This window comes from Rhodococcus sp. ZPP (assembly GCF_017656075.1).
In the GTDB taxonomy this organism is placed as follows: Bacteria; Actinomycetota; Actinomycetes; order Mycobacteriales; family Mycobacteriaceae; genus Rhodococcus_F; species Rhodococcus_F oxybenzonivorans.
Genome location: NZ_CP058639.1, coordinates 120,062 through 139,487 on the forward strand (window position 1 = coordinate 120,062; position 19,426 = coordinate 139,487).

The 19,426-nt window shown below is 64.5% G+C and carries 14 protein-coding genes and 3 pseudogenes; 13 read left to right on the top strand and 4 right to left on the bottom strand.

The window, feature by feature from the left end; all coding sequences use genetic code 11:
• Positions 1 to 5: 5 nt before the first annotated feature.
• From fgd to HYG77_RS31835, 6 genes and pseudogenes are all read left to right on the top strand, one after another.
• Positions 6 to 1,019 (top strand): glucose-6-phosphate dehydrogenase (coenzyme-F420), encoded by a 1,014-nt coding sequence (fgd, locus tag HYG77_RS31815; RefSeq protein ID WP_208963658.1) that lies wholly within the window; start codon positions 6 to 8, stop codon positions 1,017 to 1,019.
• A 138-nt stretch (positions 1,020 to 1,157) separates the two neighbouring features.
• Positions 1,158 to 3,266 (top strand): transketolase, encoded by a 2,109-nt coding sequence (tkt, locus tag HYG77_RS31820; protein WP_208963659.1) that lies wholly within the window; start codon positions 1,158 to 1,160, stop codon positions 3,264 to 3,266.
• A 9-nt stretch (positions 3,267 to 3,275) separates the two neighbouring features.
• Positions 3,276 to 4,429, top strand: a pseudogene (tal, locus tag HYG77_RS31825) (transaldolase).
• Positions 4,430 to 4,677: 248 nt separating this feature from the next.
• A pseudogene (locus tag HYG77_RS40050) lies at positions 4,678 to 4,776 on the top strand (IS481 family transposase); the annotation flags it as partial.
• Positions 4,777 to 5,261: 485 nt separating this feature from the next.
• Positions 5,262 to 6,485 carry a CoA transferase gene (locus tag HYG77_RS31830; RefSeq protein ID WP_208963660.1) on the top strand — a complete coding sequence of 408 codons (1,224 nt, stop codon included), beginning with the start codon at positions 5,262 to 5,264 and terminating at the stop codon, positions 6,483 to 6,485.
• A 185-nt stretch (positions 6,486 to 6,670) separates the two neighbouring features.
• Positions 6,671 to 7,207: a TetR family transcriptional regulator gene (locus HYG77_RS31835; RefSeq protein ID WP_208963661.1), complete on the top strand. Its 537-nt coding sequence runs from the start codon at positions 6,671 to 6,673 to the stop codon at positions 7,205 to 7,207.
• Between the two features lie 419 nt (positions 7,208 to 7,626).
• Here HYG77_RS31835 and mihF read toward each other — a convergent pair whose 3' ends face one another.
• Positions 7,627 to 8,427: an integration host factor, actinobacterial type gene (gene mihF / locus HYG77_RS41020; RefSeq protein WP_348273596.1), complete on the bottom strand. Its 801-nt coding sequence runs from the start codon at positions 8,425 to 8,427 to the stop codon at positions 7,627 to 7,629.
• An 80-nt stretch (positions 8,428 to 8,507) separates the two neighbouring features.
• Entirely contained in the window at positions 8,508 to 8,762 is a 255-nt protein-coding gene (locus HYG77_RS31845; protein ID WP_201453687.1) for a hypothetical protein, read from the bottom strand.
• A gap of 826 nt (positions 8,763 to 9,588) precedes the next feature.
• Here HYG77_RS31845 and HYG77_RS31850 point away from each other — a divergent pair.
• Positions 9,589 to 10,664, top strand: a pseudogene (locus HYG77_RS31850) (PDDEXK nuclease domain-containing protein).
• A gap of 143 nt (positions 10,665 to 10,807) precedes the next feature.
• Positions 10,808 to 11,152 (top strand): hypothetical protein, encoded by a 345-nt coding sequence (locus HYG77_RS40055; protein WP_244461436.1) that lies wholly within the window; start codon positions 10,808 to 10,810, stop codon positions 11,150 to 11,152.
• A 59-nt stretch (positions 11,153 to 11,211) separates the two neighbouring features.
• Here HYG77_RS40055 and HYG77_RS40060 read toward each other — a convergent pair whose 3' ends face one another.
• Positions 11,212 to 11,328, bottom strand: a complete 117-nt coding sequence (locus HYG77_RS40060) for an Lsr2 family protein (protein ID WP_244461437.1) — start codon at positions 11,326 to 11,328, stop codon at positions 11,212 to 11,214.
• A gap of 122 nt (positions 11,329 to 11,450) precedes the next feature.
• On the opposite strand from HYG77_RS40060, the gene HYG77_RS31860 reads away from it, so the two are divergent.
• Positions 11,451 to 12,095, top strand: a complete 645-nt coding sequence (locus HYG77_RS31860; RefSeq protein ID WP_159928067.1) for a superoxide dismutase family protein — start codon at positions 11,451 to 11,453, stop codon at positions 12,093 to 12,095.
• Between the two features lie 466 nt (positions 12,096 to 12,561).
• Complete coding sequence (locus HYG77_RS31865) at positions 12,562 to 12,780, top strand: hypothetical protein (protein ID WP_208963662.1); 219 nt, start codon at positions 12,562 to 12,564, stop codon at positions 12,778 to 12,780.
• A 498-nt stretch (positions 12,781 to 13,278) separates the two neighbouring features.
• On the opposite strand, the gene HYG77_RS31870 is transcribed toward HYG77_RS31865, so the two are convergent.
• On the bottom strand, positions 13,279 to 13,920 hold the full coding sequence (locus HYG77_RS31870; protein ID WP_201453688.1) for a PAS and ANTAR domain-containing protein: 642 nt from the start codon (positions 13,918 to 13,920) through the stop codon (positions 13,279 to 13,281).
• 159 nt (positions 13,921 to 14,079) lie between these two features.
• Here HYG77_RS31870 and HYG77_RS31875 point away from each other — a divergent pair, with 159 nt between their 5' ends.
• From HYG77_RS31875 to HYG77_RS31885, 3 genes are all read left to right on the top strand, one after another.
• Entirely contained in the window at positions 14,080 to 14,790 is a 711-nt protein-coding gene (locus HYG77_RS31875) for a GAF domain-containing protein (protein ID WP_208963663.1), read from the top strand.
• Between the two features lie 646 nt (positions 14,791 to 15,436).
• Entirely contained in the window at positions 15,437 to 16,660 is a 1,224-nt protein-coding gene (locus tag HYG77_RS31880; protein WP_208963664.1) for a site-specific integrase, read from the top strand.
• Complete coding sequence (locus HYG77_RS31885; protein ID WP_208963665.1) at positions 16,657 to 19,119, top strand: site-specific integrase; 2,463 nt, start codon at positions 16,657 to 16,659, stop codon at positions 19,117 to 19,119. The genes HYG77_RS31880 and HYG77_RS31885 overlap by 4 nt, the downstream gene beginning before the upstream one ends.
• Positions 19,120 to 19,426 lie beyond the last annotated feature (307 nt).

Below are 19,426 nucleotides of genomic sequence, written 5' to 3' on the forward strand. Positions count from 1 at the left end.
CTGAAATGACTTCAGAACTCCGGCTCGGATACAAGGCTTCGGCGGAACAATTCGGACCACGTGAACTGGTCGAACTCGCCGTCCTCGCAGAACACCACGGCCTTGACAGTGCCATGGTCAGCGACCACTTCCAGCCCTGGCGGCACAAGGGTGGACACGCCCCCTTCTCCCTGGCATGGATGACGGCCGTCGGCGAGCGGACCACGAGGATCCAGCTCGGCACCTCGGTGCTGACACCGACCTTTCGGTACAACCCCGCAGTTATTGCGCAGGCATTCGCCACGATGGGGCTGCTCTATCCCGGGCGGGTGATGCTCGGCGTCGGTACCGGCGAGGCGCTTAACGAGATCGCGACCGGGTTCGAAGGCGACTGGCCGGACTTCAAAGAGCGATTCGCCCGGTTGCGCGAGTCCGTGCAACTCATGCGCGAACTGTGGAAGGGTGGCCGAGTCGACTTCGAGGGCGAATATTACCGCGCTACGGGAGCATCGATATATGACGTTCCTAGAGAGGGAATTCCGGTGTATGTTGCGGCTGGCGGTCCGGTCGTCGCCCGCTACGCCGGTCGCGCAGGTGACGGATTCATCTGCACCTCCGGTAAAGGCATGGAGCTGTACAACGACAAGCTGATGCCGGCTCTCGCGGAAGGCGCCCGAAAGGCCGAACGTCAGATCGATGACATCGATCGACTGATCGAGATCAAGATTTCATACGACACCGATTCCGCACAGGCACTAGAGAACACCCGATTCTGGGCACCGCTGTCCCTGACCGCCGAGCAGAAACATGACATCACTGATCCGATCGAGATGGAGGCCGCCGCGGATGCGCTTCCCATCGAACAGGTAGCCAAGCGGTGGATCGTCGGTTCCGATCCGGACAAAGTGGTCGAGCAGATCAAGCCCTACATCGACGCTGGCCTGAACCATCTGGTGTTCCATGCTCCCGGGCATGATCAGAAGCGTTTCCTGGAACTGTTCGAGCGCGACCTCGCGCCACGGCTGCGCAAGCTCGGCTAACTCCCCGAATCCCGTCACCGCACCGCCTAGCCATAGACGGTGCGGTGACCGTCGCAGTGCAGGGCGCACTGCGCTGCCACCAGCCTGGTGCGCCGTTGCACTCCGAACTCGTTCACCCATGTCAGGAGACTTCTGCCCGTGTCGATCACAGACGACATCCACGTCCTCACGCAACCGGTTCACCCAGCAGACTGGACCGAACTGGACACCAAGGCCGTCGACACCATCCGCGTACTCGCCGCGGACGCGGTGCAGAAGGTGGGTAACGGCCACCCAGGCACGGCCATGAGCCTCGCACCCCTCGCTTACACGCTCTTCCAGCGCGTCATGCGCCACGACCCCACCGACGCCGACTGGATCGGCCGCGATCGTTTCGTCCTCTCCTGTGGGCATTCGAGCCTGACGCTCTACATCCAGCTCTACCTCGCCGGCTACGGCCTCGAACTCGACGACCTGAAGCAGCTGCGCACGTGGGGCTCGAAGACCCCGGGACACCCCGAGCACGGTCACACCCGCGGCGTGGAGATCACCACCGGTCCACTCGGTCAGGGTCTGGCCTCTGCCGTCGGCATGGCGATGGCGGCTCGCCGCGAACGTGGCCTGTTCGACCCGGAGCCCGCACCCGGTGAGAGCCCGTTCGATCACCACATCTACGTCATCGCCTCCGACGGTGACATCGAAGAAGGTGTGACCTCCGAGGCGTCGTCGATCGCCGGCGTGCAGCAGCTGGGCAACCTCACCCTGATCTACGACGACAACAAGATCTCCATCGAGGACGATACCGCGATCGCCTTGTCCGAGGACACCGCCGCCCGCTACGAGGCGTACGGCTGGCACGTCCAGGTCGTCGAGGGCGGCGAGAACGTCGTCGCGATCGAGGAAGCGCTCCAGAAGGCTCGCGACGTCCTCGACCGCCCGTCACTGATCCTGCTGCGCACCATCATCGGCTACCCGGCGCCCACCAAGATGAACACGGGTGCCGCCCACGGTGCGGCGCTCGGCGCCGACGAGGTTGCCGCAGTGAAGACGGCACTCGGCTTCGACCCCGACAAGACGTTCGAGGTCACCGACGAGGTCATCGCGCACACCCGCAAGGTCGTCGAGCGCGGCGCCCAGGCGCACAAGGAATGGCAGGCCGGCTTCGACGAGTGGGCTGTGCGCGCCCCCGAGGGCAAGAAGCTCCTCGACCGCCTCACCGGTCGCGACCTGCCCGCCGGCTGGGCCGACGTACTTCCGACCTGGGAGCCGGACCCCAAGGGTGTCGCCACCCGCAAGGCGTCCGCAGCGGTCCTGAACGCTGTCGGACCGGTGCTCCCGGAACTCTGGGGCGGTTCCGCCGACCTCGCCGAAAGCAACAACACCACCATCAAGGGCTCCGACTCGTTCGGCCCCGCCTCCATCTCCACGTCGATGTGGAACGCCGACCCCTACGGCCGGACCCTGCACTTCGGTGTCCGCGAGCACGCCATGGGGTCGATTCTCAACGGCATCGCCCTGCACGGGCCCACCCGCCCCTATGGCGGCACCTTCCTGGTGTTCAGCGACTACATGCGTCCCGCCGTGCGGCTTGCGGCGATCATGAAGACCCCGGTCACCTACGTCTGGACCCACGACTCCATCGGCCTCGGCGAAGACGGCCCGACCCACCAGCCGATCGAACACCTCGCCGCGCTGCGCGCCATCCCGGGCCTGAATGTGGTGCGCCCCGGTGATGCCAACGAAACCGCCCACGCCTGGCGGGCCGTCCTCGAGAAGGGTGCCGACGAGGCGACCCGCGCGCCCTCCGGCCTGGCCTTGACTCGCCAGGATCTGCCCGTCCTCGAAGGAACCAGCTACGAGGGAGTGTCCCGTGGTGGCTACGTCCTCGCCGATGCCTCCTCCGGTGTTCCCGAGGTCATCCTGATCGGCACCGGTTCCGAACTCCAGATCGCCGTGGCCGCCCGCGAGACCCTCGAGGCCGAGGGCATTCCCACGCGGGTGGTGTCGATGCCGTGCGTCGAGTGGTTCGACGCCCAGGACGAGGCCTACCGGGACGGTGTGCTGCCTCCGACCGTCAGGGCCCGCGTCGCCGTCGAGGCCGGCATCGCGATGCCGTGGTACCGCTTCGTCGGCTCGGATGGCGAAATCGTCTCGATCGAGCACTTCGGCGCCTCTGCCGACTACAAGACCTTGTTCCGCGAGTTCGGTTTCACCGACGAAGCCGTCACCGCGGCCGCACAGCGCTCGCTCTCCCGAGTGAAGGGATAGAAAAACGTCATGACTCAGAATCCGAATCTTCAGAAGCTCTCCGAGGCCGGGGTCTCCGTGTGGCTGGACGACCTCTCACGTGACCGCATCGAGTCCGGCAACCTGGCCGAACTCGTCGCCACCAAGAGTGTCGTCGGCGTCACCACCAACCCGTCCATCTTCCAGGCCGCGCTGAGCAAGGGCCACATCTACGACGCGCAGGTCAACGAGCTGGCCGAGCGCGGCGCCGACGTCGAAGCCACCATCCGCACGGTCACCACCGACGACGTGCGCGCCGCCTGCGACATCCTCGCCCCGCAGTACGAGGCGAGCCACGGAGTCGACGGCCGGGTCTCCATCGAGGTGGATCCCCGGCTGGCACACGACGCCGACAAGACCGTCGCGCAGGCGGTGGAGCTGTGGAAGATCGTCGACCGGCCCAACGTGTTCATCAAGATCCCGGCCACCGAGGCCGGCATCCCCGCCATCGCGAAGGTCATCGGCGAAGGCATCAGCGTCAACGTCACCCTGATCTTCTCGGTCGAGCGGTACGAACTCGTCATGGGCGCCTACCTCGACGGGCTCGAGGCGGCCAAGGCAGCAGGACACGACCTTTCCCGCATCCACTCGGTCGCGTCGTTCTTCGTCTCCCGCGTCGACACCGAGATCGACAAGCGACTCGAGGCGATCGGTACGCCGGAGGCACTCGAACTCCGCGGCAAGGCGGCGCTCGCCAACGCACGACTGGCGTACGCGGCCTACCAGCAGGTGTTCGAGGTCCAGCCGCGGTTCCAGGGGCTCCTGGGCGACGGCGCGCGGCCCCAGCGTCCGCTGTGGGCGTCGACGGGTGTCAAGAACCCCGACTACTCCGACACCCTGTACGTCACCGAGCTGGTGGCACCGAACACGGTGAACACCATGCCCGAGAAGACGCTCGACGCCGTCGCCGACCACGGTGACATCACCGGTGACACGGTGTCCGGCACCGCAGCCAGTCGCAGGAGGTCTTCGACAAGATCGCCGCCGTCGGCGTCGACCTGACCGACGTCTTCCTCGTCCTCGAGAACGAGGGAGTCGACAAGTTCGAGGTGTCGTGGAACGAACTTCTCGAGGCCACCGCGGAGCAATTAAGGACCGCATCCAGAACTCGTTCTGCCGGCGGCTATCTGGTCAACTCGTTGTAGTCCTACGAAGTTGCGAACGGCATTGCTCACAATAGGAGGAAGAGCCGCGGTTACGCCTTCCACCATCATGTGGTCGACGACCATTCCCGATTAGCGTGCCCAGACGACCACTCTACGAACGCAAGTCGACGGTCACCGCATTGAGGGAAAAGCCCGCCGGTTCTTCGCCGAGAACGGTATTGAGTGCGGGCGATGTTGGCTGACAACGTTCTTGATATCACCCCACTGCTTCCAGCCGCGCTCGGTCCGACCTCAAGCACCGCTACACGGCCCCGGAACGTCCGCAGACCCACGGGAAGGCAGAGCGAATCAGCCGGACACCGGCCGCCGAGTGGGCATACGTCCAGACGTGTCTGCCCGCCGAGGCCCGCTCGGTCATCTACCAGTCCGGGCTCCATCACTACAAGTACCACCGAACCTACAACCGGAATTTGTTGCACCCCGGCTTCAGCAGCGACTCTCGACGACCCGCTCTCTATTGTGTGAATCTGGTGGCATTGTTGAATGATATTAGGACTGTGCGGCTTTCGACGGGCGGGACCATCCTGATCTGGCCGTAGACTCGGCGATAGTTGAACCAGGCGATGTCTTCGGTGACAGCATTCCGAGGTCATCGATCGATCCCTACGGCTCTCGATCAGGACGAGGTCAGCGTGCCTTTTCCTGCCCACTCCGCGAACACACCCCATTCGTGCTGCACACCAACGCGGCTGCAACCGTATCCGAGAAACTACCTATATACGTAATCCTTCACTCTATTGCGTAGCCAATAGCTATACGGGCATAATCGTTTGCACTGCGCCACCCGTAGTCACAGCGAGAAGAGGACTCAATGCAGCTCACACCAGGCGCTCTCGACGGTCTGCGCATCATTGACCTGACGACGGTGATCATGGGCCCGTTCGCCACCGCCACATTGGCAGATCTGGGGGCGGACGTCATCAAGGTGGAGAACCTCGAGGGGGACATGAGTCGAAGCGTCGGGGCTCAGCGCCACGCGGGGATGAGTGCGTTGACAATGAATTTGCAGCGAAATAAGCGCAGCATCGCGCTAGACCTCGCCTCAGAGGACGGCCAGCAGATCCTCGACGACCTGGTCCGTGACGCGGATGTGCTGGTCACCAACCTGCGGCCGCGCTCCCGCGTCAAGCTCGGCTTAACCTACGAGCGCCTGGCACAGATCAATTCTGGTCTGGTTCTGTGCACCGCCCAGGCGTACGGCTCCGGAACCGATTACCGGGATTACCCCGCCTACGACGATATTGTTCAGGCCGCCTCCGGTGCCGCTAAGCTCTCCGAACTCATTGACGGCGAACCGCGTTATGCCCCCTACGTCATCGCGGACAAGGTCGTCGGTCTCTACATCGTCATCGCCATTCTCACCGCCGCGATGGAGAAGACCCGTACCGGCCTCGGCCAGGAGGTCGACGTACCGATGGTCGACGCGATGATCGGCTTCAACCTCGTCGAGCACTTCGGTGGGCACACCTTCGCCCCCGCCGAAGGGAACTTCGGATGGGCGCGCGTGCTCACGCCGGAACGAGCCCCTCACCGGACGGCCGACGGCTGGATCTGCATCATGCCGTACTCGGCGAAGAACTGGAACGACTTCTTCACCCTAGCCAGCCGCAACGACATGGTTCATAACCCCCGCTACGCGACCGTAAACGACCGCCACCGACATATGGGCGAATTACTCTCGGCAATAGGAGAAATAACACCTCGGCGCACCACCATGGAGTGGCTGGCGCAGTGCGAATCGCTCGGCATCCCGGCCTCGGGTCTGCTCGACCTTTCGAACGCGCACGAGGATCCCTATGTCCTCAGCCAAGAGCTGATCACCAGGCGCGAGCACCCCTCCGAAGGCGAGTACTACGCCACCCGCACACCATTTGCGATGTCGCGGACCCCGGTGGTATTCAACCGACATGCCCCACAGCTCGGCGAAGATACCTTCCCGATCCTCGAGGAACTCGGCTATTCCGCCGACCGCATCCAAGCGCTGACCGATGCGTCCGTTGTCACCGCGATATCACCTACGGCCGCCTCCTCCTGAATGGAAGACCCCTACTGGGACGACCTGTGGCTACCACCGACCGAAGCGGGGTGGGAGAACCTTTGGGGTCCTCAGCAGTGCTGTGCAGGGTCCCGCTACCCGCTGTTCAAGTGCGCTCCGTTTGCAGTGTCGCCACAGCAGTGAACGACTTTGTCCGCCTACCTTTCGAATGGTGGAACCACCGAATGGCTTCCGAAACACGTACTCGGATACTCGATGGCGCCCTGCACCGATTACGGCGCGGAAGCAGCGTTGCGCTCGAATCGACGGCGCGTGAAGTCGGGATATCGAAGCCCGGGTTGATGTACTACTTTCCCACCAAGGAAGCACTAATGTTGGGGCTTGTCGATTACGTTGCCCTGCAGTGGGAGAAACAATTGATGTCCCATCTGCACGGACGGATCGAAGAAGCCTCGCCTCCCCAGCGCATCCACGCGTACGTCGATTTCGCCTTGACAAGGAATTTCGATCGCACAGACATCGTAATGCTCAGTGACCCGCGGCTATGTGAGCCGCTATCGGCACGGTGGTCCGAGCAGATCGCGCCTTGGGTTCATCTGCCGGACGAATTGTCTGCCGACCAACGTGCGAGGCTGACGGCAGCACGCTTATTGGCCGATGGGGCATGGTTTGTCGGGGCAACAAATGTCTTCACCCCCGACCATAGCGCCCGCGAGCGGTTGCGGGCGATAGCCCACGCACTCATTGAGGAAGCTTCATGAAACATGACCCTCCCACTGGGTGATCGCCTCACAAACACGCCATTGTCTTGTCGACCGTCTTCGGTGGCGGTGACGATGGTCAGATCGTTCAGGCTCAGGCCGGAGAGTTGCCGCGGAGCGGCCAACGCACGGCTGAGGAGGGTCATGGCAAGCCCAGAGGACGAAGCGACGGTGCCGCGCGGGTTCAGGAGCAGTTTCGCGTTATTGACAGTGGGCGATGCCCCAACTGGCCGTCGGGAAAGTGCCAGAAATCGAGTCCACCCGTAGCGGGGCCTCCCTTCAGAATCGATGCGCCCTTCCTTCGAAATGGTCGCTAAACTAAAGCAGGCTCCAGGTACAACCACAGCAACCGTGCTGTTCGTAGGGTTAATTTTGAGTAGCGACGGACTAGTGCAGTTCAGTGGCGGCCTTCGTGAGGTTCAGTTGTCACTTGCGATGAGTTCAGCCACCCGGGTCCCAATTTCGATGGTTATCGGCGCTTTCCACGACAGCCCCTCGACCTGCAACTGTGGCGTCCGAATAATGATGTCCTGCATCTCAGAGACCTCATGCTTTCCAACAGGGTCTGGATCGACCATCATGGCTCCCACGGCGTTCGCCGCCCGCAGGCGGTCCGTGTCGACGATCTTGTACCTGGGGTAGTCGCCCGTGTAGACCTTGCCCGCTCGGATGCGTTCCATCTCTGCCGGAGACGTGGCCCTGCTTCTTACGACAACGTTGACCACTTTGATGTGGTGCTCATCGGTCCACAGGCAGTCGAGTACCGAACCCTCGTCATCAGCGGAGTTCGCATTATGCGCCGGCGACAGCCCTTCTAGAAATTCCGAAATTGCCGCCCCGATGGTCGAGCAGTTGAGCGCAAAGCCCGCCGAAGGCCGATCATTCCCGAGGAGGTACTTCGGGAAACGGCGGGTGGTGATCCCCCGCAAGGCATGCCGCTGCTTCGCGCTGAGGCCGCCTATCCGCTGCGCGTCGGCTATCGACAGCTGCTCGAGGATCCGAGTGGCCCACATCGCATGGGCGCCCGGAAGTGCCTTCATCACCACGCTCACCCTGGTCTTACTCACGATCGCACTGGTTTCCGCCTGCTCAAGTACGTCGGAAACCGTGAGCTCACCGGCCTGAACTGCTGCGAGAAGATTACTGCGTGCCTTCCGGATCGCGGCGGCCTTCGCCCACGCCTCCGCGCGTTCCTCGGAGGACAAGGCTGGTACGTCCATCGAAGTATGCCTCCTCATCGCTTCGATCAACAGAAACCACTCGCAGATCGACCGCTCTCACGTGTTCAGTCATTTTCGGGCTAGATTCCGGTACGCACGGGTGCACCACGCTCGACGGTGAAGTTCTCGGGTGTCGGCAGAGCCACACGCTCGTCATCTCGTGGGACCGCCGACCGAGGCACTGGAGCCCAACGGTGCACGCCTTCCTTGGTGGCCGCCACTTCGCCGTAGTCCGCGACGATCGCACTGGGCGCCGCCTCACGGAACTGGCGCAGGACCACACTGGGACAGCCCGCGTCAACGCAGTACACACCGCCTTCTCGCTTTTGGCGCATCCATCTCAACTTCCTACGGGTCGGTGTTACCAGGCGGCCGACGGCGTGACGCCTCCGCACCACTTCACCTGTGTGTCAAGATCGTTCCAAGATCGTCAGTCACTGGACCGGTGGGATAGTGGCCGCCGCGCACCGTCCGCCGCATTGCGCTTCCCTCGCCTATGGCGAATGCGACGGGGACCGCCACCGCTATCGCTATCAAGGCGATGCCTGCATCAATACCAAGCCGCATCACACCAGCAGCACAGGACACGCTTTCTCGGAAACTCATCAGTAATTGCCCTCCGTGATAGTTCGCCGCACCCGGCGCGTCCGACTGCGAACCACTTCGCCAAAGAATATACATAAACGATTCTATTTACAAGAGATATTTTCCTGTCTAGAAGATTTTACTTACATGCAGCGCAACGATTGGTATATGTTGATTCTGCCACCTCCCCCGAAGCTGGTGGCATGGCAGGGGCCTCGCCGAAGTTGTACCGCCAGTGACGCGGTGGGGCCCCTACCTTTCCATGCCGAAGCCGCGCATTGTGCGAACAGTGCTAGCACCCGGTCCGATAGCGGCGGGGTCGAGAATAACTGCCCGGCATGGTCGTGCCAGGCAGTGTTTCCAGGAACCTGAATCTAAGAACTATCGCAGGATCTAGAGAATCGATTCCACACTGCACGCGGGTTCGACGGACCCGGGTTCGACACCGCCATCGACGCCAACGTCTGGGTCACCAACTACGGCAGCCAGTCGATCTCGCTGTTCGACAAGCCCGGTAAAGCGCTTTCTCCTCTAACGGCTGCACCTTCGACCAGCCGGTTCCAATGGCGTCGAGCAATGTCCTCCCCCGTCCCTACCGACTACGCCGCCACGCTCGAGAGCATCAAACGGCTCGTGCATGAGGCGCGCTACATCGCCCAACGCCGAGGGAACACCGAACTGCTCCGGCTCTATTGGCAGATCGGGGCGACGATCATCGAGCGACAGAAGACAGCCCCATGGGGCAGCAAGGTCCTCTCCCGGCTCTCCGCGGATCTGCGCACAGAGATTCCCGGAGCGAAGGGGTTCTCACCGGCCAACCTCAAGTACATGCGCAGGTTCGCCGAGGCGTGGCCCGACCACGAGGCAATCGGTCAACGACCCGTTGGCCAATTGCCCTGGGGTCATGTCATCGAGTTGCTCGAGAAGCTCGATGACGCCGAGTTACGCGCCTGGTACAGCGCCAAGGACATCGCCCATGGTTGGAGTCGCCCCGTGCTGGCGCACCAGATCCAGACCCAACTGCACCAGCGGGAAGGTGCCGCCCCGTCCAACTTCCCGCACGCTCTCGAGCGCACCGATTCCGAGCTCGCTCAGCAGATCACCAAGGATCCGTTCACGCTCGAGTTCCTCGCCATCGACGGGGACGCCGCCGAGCGACAGCTCGAGGATCGGCTCGTCGAACGCATCATCGATACCCTTCGCGAGCTCGGCCCCGGGTTCGCGTTCGTGGGCCGTCAGGTCCACTTCGATGTCGAGGGCGATGATTATTTTCTCGACCTACTTTTCTTTCACGTCGAGCAACTCCGGTACGTGGTCATCGAACTCAGACCACGAGATTCGATCCACGCGACGTCGGCCAGCTCGGCTTCTACGTCGCCCTCGTCGAGGACCGGCTACGGCGGCCACAGCACCAGCCCACGGTCGGGATGCTGCTGGTCGCGGACAAGAACGAGTCCGTCGTCCGGTACGCACTGGCCGGCACCACCCAGCCGATCGCCGTCTCCCGCTACGATCTCTCGCCCGCCGAGCAGGCCGCGCTCCCCGCCGAGGACGCCCTCGCCCGCGCGGTCGCACTCGAGCTCGACGACCACACCCCGCAGTCGACGAAACCCCAGCGGAAACACTCGTCACGCGATGGATCCGGTGTGTGATGTCGGACGTTCCTGTCCGACAGGGGATCCCGCTCACGGGATCGCACACCACATCTGACCTGGGGTGTTAGGGCGTCCGGATCGCCCGTCGCGGCAGGGGCATCGGCAGGTACGGCGAGGGCGTTTCGCTGATGGTGTCGGCGGTGACGATCATGTCGGGTTCGAGCTGTCAATGCCCGCGCGTCGGTGCCCTCCACGGTGATCGCCGCCAACCACGGGTCGTCGGGTCTGCGGAGGAACTCGGCCAGCTGCGCCGGAAGATCGCGGCGATTCCCGCCCGGGTCCGAGGGCAGCATCACCGCGGGCATGGCCGGTTCGGTGGCACGTGGTCGCTCGGCGACTGTTCTGCTGTGGTACCCGGGGTATGCGCCCCCGTCGGGCTCATCCCACAGCGGACCCTCCGCTGGTATTCCAACGGCGGGGATGCGGCCGCGGGAGGAGAGCTTGTGCCCCCGCTCGGTATTTACGGCCCCACCCGGGTGGAGTAGGCGATGTAGTGACTCGAAGGTCTCGCGGAGCTCTTTCGCGTGCTCCTTCTTCCGATCGATCACAGACTCGACCCCGTCGACCCCGTCGACCCCGTCGACCGCGTCGCTGATGCTCGCGTGCCGTCGATGTCGTCGAACAGCTCCACCACGACCGGTGCCTGCCACAGAAGATCCACTTCTCGCGTTCTTCGTCGGTACGAACCAGACGACAGTACTGGAAGTACCAGGCACAGCCCCGCCAGCTCGACAGGGCGGAAACCCGCGATTCGAAATCCCCGGTCACGGGTACTGCGACCCTATGCATCCGCTGCACAGCACCACAGTCCTCGCAGGCGTGTCCCTGACCGCCCTGATCGTCGCCGGATGCGGGAGTAACGATTCGACGGAGGAACCCGCCGTACAAACACCGCCCGCATCCTCGGAAACGAGCACCGACATGCTGCCGGTCCCCGACACGTCCGGAGGCGCCTTCCAGCCACCCGGAACCGCCCTCGCCGAAGACAACGCCTTCACCTACAACGAAGCCGCCGTCCCGGTGGGATCGACCGTGAATATCGACTCCGACGAGGACAACAGCCGCACCACCATCACACTCGACGCCACCGGCCTCGCCCCCAATCGCGACTTCGGGGTCCACGTCCACACCCAGCCGTGCGGGCCCTCCCCGGCCGATTCGGGACCGCACTACCAGAACACCGTCGACCCCGCCGCCACCCCGCAAGCATCATCGTCCGATCCCGCGTATGCCAACCCGCAGAACGAGATCTGGCTCGACATCACCACCGACCCGAGCGGCAACGCCCAGGCCTCGACGACGGTGAACTGGGAGTTCCGTCCCGGCGAAGCCAAGTCCGTGGTGGTCCACGACCAGCACACCCAGACCGGCCCCGGGCAAGCCGGCATGGCCGGTGACCGACTGGCCTGCATCGACGAGGACTTCTAACCGCACCCCCGACAGCGGCATCCACTGAGACTGTCGGCACCCGACACGGGGGGTGCGCCGGTTCACACTCTCCGACGCAGCGACCCGAGCGCACACCACCCCGCAGCACCACGCACGGGACAAGGGTTCGGGAGGTGGGTTACGGGCTCAGACTGACCATATGGACGGTCGGCGGTCGCTCCACGAAAAAGGTGAGACGACACGCACCCGGATCGTCCGGGCAGCGGAAACACAGGCGATGCGTCGAACCGGGCGAACCATTCCTCCCACAAAATGTGTTCGAAATAGTGACCCGAGCGGGCACCGAGGACGCCGACGAGCATAACCTCCGCCGCCCCGGCCGCCGCCATGTCCGAGACCCGGCGCCCTGGTGCAGTGGGATCCCCCGGCGGATCTGGTCGTGATCGACGGTGTCACACACCCGCACACTCATCCGCGCCTCTAGCTTTGGTCCCGGACGTGGGAGGTGGCCATCGTCCGCCCCGATTACGGCGGCGTCGCGCAGGTCGTGCCAGCAGAACGGACGCACCTTCCGGTCGCCGCTATCGCCCGGACGCCGTTGGGGCACAGTGCCATGGCGGCCGTGGCCGCCGAGCCAGGTGGTGTCGGAGAAGGGCACCTGCTGCCTGCGGCACCGGCTGCGGTTGCGGTTGCGGAGCCGATGTCCCGGTTGCGGACTCAGTGAAGGTGGCGTGTGCTCAGTGGATTCGGCGAGGGACAGTACGTGGACGCGATGCGGAAGGCGGCCAGGCAATGGCTGAACCGACGTGGCCTGAACGCGACCGGCACTCCGGAATGCCGGGCCCATCTGAAGAACGTAATCCCCATCTCGGCCGCGCCCGACACGGTCCGGGTGGGCTGCTACGCCTCGCGGGCCTACTCGGTCTCGTCGGACTCGAACGTCGAAACGAGTCGACCGTGCGCACCAGCGTCGGGACCGACCCGACGAGTCGCCTCTGACCTTCTACCATGCTGATGGCCCGGCCTCGGGGCCGGGGCATCGTGTGAGCCACATGAATACTTCGCGACCCGGAGTTGCGAACGCTCACCTCGAGTAACCGCATCTCGAAGGCTGACAGCATGTTCCGCCGGAAAGTCCGCGCGAGCGGACCACACCCATGAGCCTCGGCCGCAGCGGCCACTTCCACCACCGTGTGGTCACCGGCACGGCCGCGGGGAGAGGTCAGCGGCCGCGGCTGTGCACGGTCAGCAGCAGGTGATCGACCCGGCGGCGGAGCCCGCCCTCGTCAGGGTCGAGGTCGGCAAGACCGGCGACGAACGATTCGGCGATCGTGCGCAGCCGGATGTTGGTGTCCTGAGAGCGCCAGGCGAGGATATCGAACGCCCGATCCGCGGAAATGCCGTAAACCAGCATCAGCGCCCCCTTGGCCTGCTCGATCACCGCCCGTGACTGCGCGAGTTCGGCGACCACTTCATCGACGGAGTCCTTCACATCGCTGGTGTGCGAATCGGTGATATCGATGTAGAACCCGCTCGTGCCGATCACCCGGCCGGTGTCATCGTGCACACGGTCACCGACGACGACGACGTGCCGGACCTTGCCGGCGGTATCGACAATGCGGTGTTTGCTGCTGAACGGTTCGGCGTCGGTGACCATCCGATCGAGAACCCGGGCGACCTGCGGATGGTCCTCGGGATGCTTGTGCGAGAGCAACAACTCGGTGGTCGGCTCGACCTCACCCGGCCGGTACCCGTGCATGCGGGCGACGGTGTCGGACCACTCCCACCGCTGGCCGGCGAGAAGGAACCGGAAACTACCCACCCGCTGCGGCTCACCACCACCGACCACCTGCTCGGAATTCACGCTTATTTCTAGCGCATCAGTAGCGGAAGGATTGCGAGGTGTCCCCGCCGGGTGTCGCCGGCCGAGGCAGCGGGTGTACCTCTACGGAGGTTCGTGGCGTGAGCCGCGTGCTGTTTGCGGTCGCTGTTTGCGGTCGCGCTGCCGGGGAAAGTGTGGGAAATGAGCGCCGAACAGAACCCCGCTCGTCTCGACGACGATCACACGGTGTCCGTGCTCACCCGCACTCGTACCCTGTGCGGGCAATGCTCGGACGACATCGGTGTCGACGGCGCGGCCGTCGCGGTAGTAGCCAGCGACACCAGTCGGGACCTGGTGTACGCCACCGACATCACCGCCGAACGGATCGATGAACTCGAGTTCACCCTGGGTGAGGGCCCCGGCCTTACCGCGTATCGCTCCTCGGTGCCCGAATCACACTCCGATCTGACGGATCCCGCCGCAGTGACACGGTGGCCGATGTTCGTCCCCGAGATACTCGACCTCGGCGTTCGCGCCGTCTTCGCCTTTCCACTCCGTTTGTTCAACGGTGCCCGCATCGGTGTCCTCGAGCTCTATCGCACCCAGCCCGGCCGGCTCGACGCCCAGCACTATCGGGCCGCGGCCGGCTACGCCGCTGCCCTCGGCCCGATGGTGGTCGATGAACTCGATCCCACGCGCAACCCGACGCTGGTCGATCCCGCCCTGTTTCCGCGCGGCACAGTGCACGTGGCCGCCGGAATGATGGCCGTCCAGCTTCGGGTCTCTCCTGCCGCTGCCCTCGCCCGACTGCGGGCGATGGCGTTCGCGCAACACCGCAGGATCACGGTCATCGCCCAGGACATCCTCGCCGCCCGACTCAGGTTCCGCCCCGAGGATCCCGGCGGCAACTGAACTTCACCGACGGCATCGCAGTTTCACGCACCCTTGCTGGGACTGATCGGACGGAACCACTTCATGCGGATCCACGGCAGCGACCGCTGTCGCGACAGGACCCCCCTTCGTCCTACACGTAGCTGACCTCGACCTCTCTGGCCTGGCGCGCATCCAATGCTGTCCCGAGTGACACGAAACCTGCAAAATGACACGCGCGTGACACGATATTTGGACAGTGAAACGGATTCTCTTCATGGTTGAAATTTGTCTCATCGGCCACTTCAGCTGCGTCACCACGGGGCTCCACCGGATCAGTCCTGGGCCACCCTGCGACACAGAGAGCGACGAACTCGCCACCTTACTCGCCGCCAAGTCTCGCGAATGCCAACTGTCTCATCGACTCGACGACACTGCGATCGCCGTCTTGCACTAGGGCGACACACTGCTGCACCGAGACCTCGGCCACCGCGATCAACTCGTCGCTCACCGCGGCCACGCCCTGATGGCAAGCCCGTCCAGCCGAGTGAGGCGACGTCTCACGGTGCAGTCCCTCGCTGACCAGCCTCGGCGCCAGAGTCTGGATGTCTACCCGTTGACTGAACTACCGGGACAGTTCGCGCAGATCAGCGCACGGGATACCACTGGGTGACTATGGTCCGGCTCTATGATCGATAGAGACGAGGACGGCCGGGATCTGGCGACGTTGGCCGTGCCGAGGGTCGGGTCGATGACCGGAACCGACGACCTGTGGGAGCCATGGCGGCTGCTGGACCCGACTGGCGAGGTGGTCGGCCCGGTCGCGGTGTGGTTGGGAGACTTGCAGGCGGCCGGACGGTCCGCGACGACGCAGCGGTCATACGGGATGGACCTGCTGCGCTGGTTCCGGTTCCTGTGGGCGATCGAAGTGCCGTGGAACCACGCCACCCGCGCCGAGGCGCGGGATTTCACTCGCTGGGTCCAGGTCACCGACAAGCCGAGGAAGCCTGGTCCTGACGCGGGCGTCCCGAACCCGGTGACAGGAAAACCCAAGCCTGGCAACAAGTACGCGGCGAGCACGCGTGGCCACTGCGAGAGCGTGCTGCGGGGCTTCTACGAGTTCCATCGCGAGGCCGGGTCGGGTCCGATGGTCAATCCGTTCCCTCTGGCTCGGCGCAACGAAAGGGCACACGCACACCACAATCCGATGGAGCCGTACCGCAACGAGAGGTCCGGGTTGTATCGGCCCCGGCATGTGCAGCGAGTGCCGCGCAGCATCCCGGATGAGAAGTTCAACGAACTGTTCGCCCAACTCGGCTCGCATCGTGACCGAGCGCTTGTGGCGTTGTGGGTGTCCTCGGGGGCGCGGGCCTCGGAACTGCTGGGCGCCAAGCAGCGCGATGCCGACCCCGGGCAGCAGCTGATCGCGCTGGTGCGCAAAGGCACTCGGGCTATCCAGCAGGTGCCGGCCTCGCCGGACGCGTTCGTGTGGCTGAGGTTGTATCAGGCGCAGATGCATGGCCTGGTCCCGACCAAGGCCGATGACGCGCTGTGGTGGACGCTGCGGCGACCGTTTCGGCCGCTGACTTATCACGCCGCCTACCGGATGTTCTTCCGGGCCAACGCGGTGCTGGGGTCGAACTGGTCGCTGCACGATCTTCGGCACACTGCCGCCTACAGGATGGCCCGCGACCCCGAGATGCCGCTGACCGACGTGCAGTGGGTTCTTGGTCATGCGCTACTCAGCACCACCCAGATTTACACGACACCCTTGGCCGAGGACGTGATCGCGAGTGTGCTCGCACACCACGCGCGTCGAGAAGGGCAGGCGTCCTCGGCCGCAGCGAGCCCGCCGGAGGTGTCGTATCGGCCAGAGACTCTCAACGTCTTGTTCGGGGAGGGCACGGCATGACCGCGCAGATCTTGACCAGCGCCCGGCCCGGGCGCAAGCTCGGCCCCGTGGGGGCGGCACTGCTCCGGCAGTTCCCGCCCCGCCAGCCGGTATCGACGTGGCCTGCCACAGAGCAGTCCCGCGACGAGGTGCTGGCGCGGTTGCTTGCACCGCCGTTCGCCCCAGACGTCCTCGGCACGCAGGCCCGGCGCAGGGTCGGCCTGCGCAAGATTCTGCACTGGCTGGAGCAGCATCCTGGCCAGAACTGGCAGGATCGGTGGCTGGTCAGCGGCGCTGACGCGGCCGGCAACATCGCGTGGCGACGGCACGCGATCGAATGGCTTCAGCGGAACGGCCACGCCTACGCGAGCCCGAAGAATGACTTCGGCGCCCTGGGCGGCGGGGCACTGTTGTTGATCAGTGGCGAGGTGATCCGGCCGAGTCTGTCGTGGCTGCTCACGCCCGGAACTGTGCAGATCCTGACCGCCGAGATGGCCCGCAGTCGCGACCCGGAAGGGTTTGCCGCGCTGGTCGCTGTCTGTCGCCAAGACCCCGCCAACGCCCACACCAAGGACGGCGCGCTGCGGCGGATCGCAACCATCATGGCCGCCAAGGGCGGCAAGGTCGGCGACATCACCGCCGGCGACTGTGTGGAATTGGCCGAACTGCTGCTGGGAATGAAGGGGCCAGTCGACACCAGCGCGTACTTCTACCAGCTACTGCACGCGATGGGCGTGTTCCCCGACGCCGCCCCGCCGACCGTCCGTGCCATCGGCGGCCGCGCCCAGGGCCAGATCAGCGTCGAGCAGATGGTCGACCGCTACCAGATCGCCTGTCGCCCAATGCGGGATCTGCTAGTCGAATACCTGCAAGAACGCCAACCCTCCGTCGATTACACCTCCTTGCGGGCATTGGCATTCGGTCTGGGCAAATTGTTCTGGAAGGACCTGGAGGACCACCACCCGGGCATCGGCTCGCTGCGCCTGGCTCCTGATGTCGCGGCAGCGTGGCAACGGCGGATCGCGATGAAGAGGACCCGGACCAAAACCGCTGATGGTGAGGTCGTCGAGACAGAGGTTCCGCGCGACACCCTGGGCACCAACTACCTGGCCATGGTGCGTGCCTTCTACCTCGACCTCGCCCAGTGGGCTGTCGACGACCCCGGCCGCTGGGGCGTGTGGGCGGCTCCCTGTCCCATCCGGGAGGAGAAGTTGTCCCGTAAGAAGGACAACGCCGTCCGCAAGTCACGCATGGACCAGAGGACCCGCGAGCGCCTGCCGGTACTGCCCGCATTGAGGCGAACGGTCGACACCGAGCGCAAGTTGGCCGCCGAGCGACTGGCGGCCGCGCAAGCCGTAGGACCAGGGTGCGAGTTCACTGCAACCGGACAGCGCTGGCGCAGGTCGATCACCAAGAAACCGACCGCCAAGGCCTGGGCGGACGACCCCCAGACCGGGAAACGGCGTGACCTGACACTGGAGGAGCACCGAGCGTTCTGGTCGTGGGCGACGGTGGAAGTCTTGCACCGCACAGGAATGCGCAGTGAGGAGTTGACGGAGCTGTCTCACCACAGCCTCGTGCAATACCGGATGCCCAGCACCGGCGAGCTCATTCCGTTGCTGCACATCGCCCCATCCAAGACCGACGCCGAACGGCTGCTGGTCATCGACCCCGATCTGGCAGACGTGCTCAGCGCGATCATCTGCCGAATCCGCGGCCTCAGCGACTCCGTCCCGTTGGTGGTGTCCTACGACACCCACGAACGGGTCTGGAACTCCCCGATGCCCCTGCTGTTCCAGCGGAGGATCGGCGGCGAGAACCGCCCGATCCCCGCTGCCGGCGTCCGGGACTTACTCAACTACACCCTCGCGCGCACCGGCCTGACCGACGCCGCCGGCGCACCGTTATTGTTCTCCCCCCACGATTTTCGAAGACTATTCATCACGGACGCCATCCTGAATGGGATGCCGCCGCATATCGCCCAACTTGTGGTCGGCCACCGTGATATCAATACCACTATGGGGTACAAGGCGGTCTATCCCGAGGAGGTCATCAACGGCCATCGCGCCTTCATCGCGCGACGCCGAGCCTCCCGCCCCAGCGAGGAATACCGGACCCCCACCGACGCAGAATGGGAGGAGTTCCTCGGCCACTTCGAGCGCCGCCGGGTAGCCATGGGCGACTGCGGTCGGGCATACGCGACCGGTTGCGTCCATGAGCACAGTTGCCTGCGCTGCAGCCTGCTGCGGCCGGACCCATCCCAGCGACACCGAATCACCGAGGTCCGCGACAACCTGCGAGCCCGCATCGCAGAGGCCGCACGCGAGGGCTGGCTCGGCGAGGTCGAAGGCCTCGAGGTCAGTCTCGCCGGTGCCGAACAGAAACTCGCCCAACTCACCCACCGGGCCGACACCGTCGGTCTTGGACTGCCCAGCTTCCGAGACATCGCCGGACGGTCGGTGACCGTCGCCAAGGACTGACGACTACGCACACAACAACGGTGGATTACAAGTTCAGAGAATCATGAGACATGCAAATTCTGGAGAACACCGCTTTGCCGAACCTACAAAACTGGTGTAGGTTCCACGTCTCGGTGTCAGTCCTCTGCGCACCTGACCTGCAGGTTCATAAGGTCGTGCCAGTGCTTGATTCTCGCTAAACTTGTCGAAATCCTCAGCCCGGTCGCTGTCCCGTAAAACGATCGATCACCCGCCGATTGATGGTCGGTTTGCCCGGATGGGTCGATTGGCAGGTGTATACCGACCACGCCAGATCCCGACGACTGCG

Bases quoted from the DNA above. Each gene is read 5' to 3' on its own strand.
- HYG77_RS31830 (WP_208963660.1), top strand. From the start codon at position 5,262: ATGCAGCTCACACCAGGCGCTCTCGACGGTCTGCGCATCATTGACCTG.
- HYG77_RS31885 (WP_208963665.1), top strand. From the start codon at position 16,657: ATGACCGCGCAGATCTTGACCAGCGCCCGGCCCGGGCGCAAGCTCGGC.
- HYG77_RS31875 (WP_208963663.1), top strand. From the start codon at position 14,080: ATGAGCGCCGAACAGAACCCCGCTCGTCTCGACGACGATCACACGGTG.
- fgd (WP_208963658.1), top strand. From the start codon at position 6: ATGACTTCAGAACTCCGGCTCGGATACAAGGCTTCGGCGGAACAATTC.
- HYG77_RS31880 (WP_208963664.1), top strand. From the start codon at position 15,437: ATGATCGATAGAGACGAGGACGGCCGGGATCTGGCGACGTTGGCCGTG.
- HYG77_RS31860 (WP_159928067.1), top strand. From the start codon at position 11,451: ATGCATCCGCTGCACAGCACCACAGTCCTCGCAGGCGTGTCCCTGACC.
- HYG77_RS31845 (WP_201453687.1), bottom strand. From the start codon at position 8,762: ATGCGCCAAAAGCGAGAAGGCGGTGTGTACTGCGTTGACGCGGGCTGT.
- mihF (WP_348273596.1), bottom strand. From the start codon at position 8,427: ATGGACGTACCAGCCTTGTCCTCCGAGGAACGCGCGGAGGCGTGGGCG.
- HYG77_RS31835 (WP_208963661.1), top strand. From the start codon at position 6,671: ATGGCTTCCGAAACACGTACTCGGATACTCGATGGCGCCCTGCACCGA.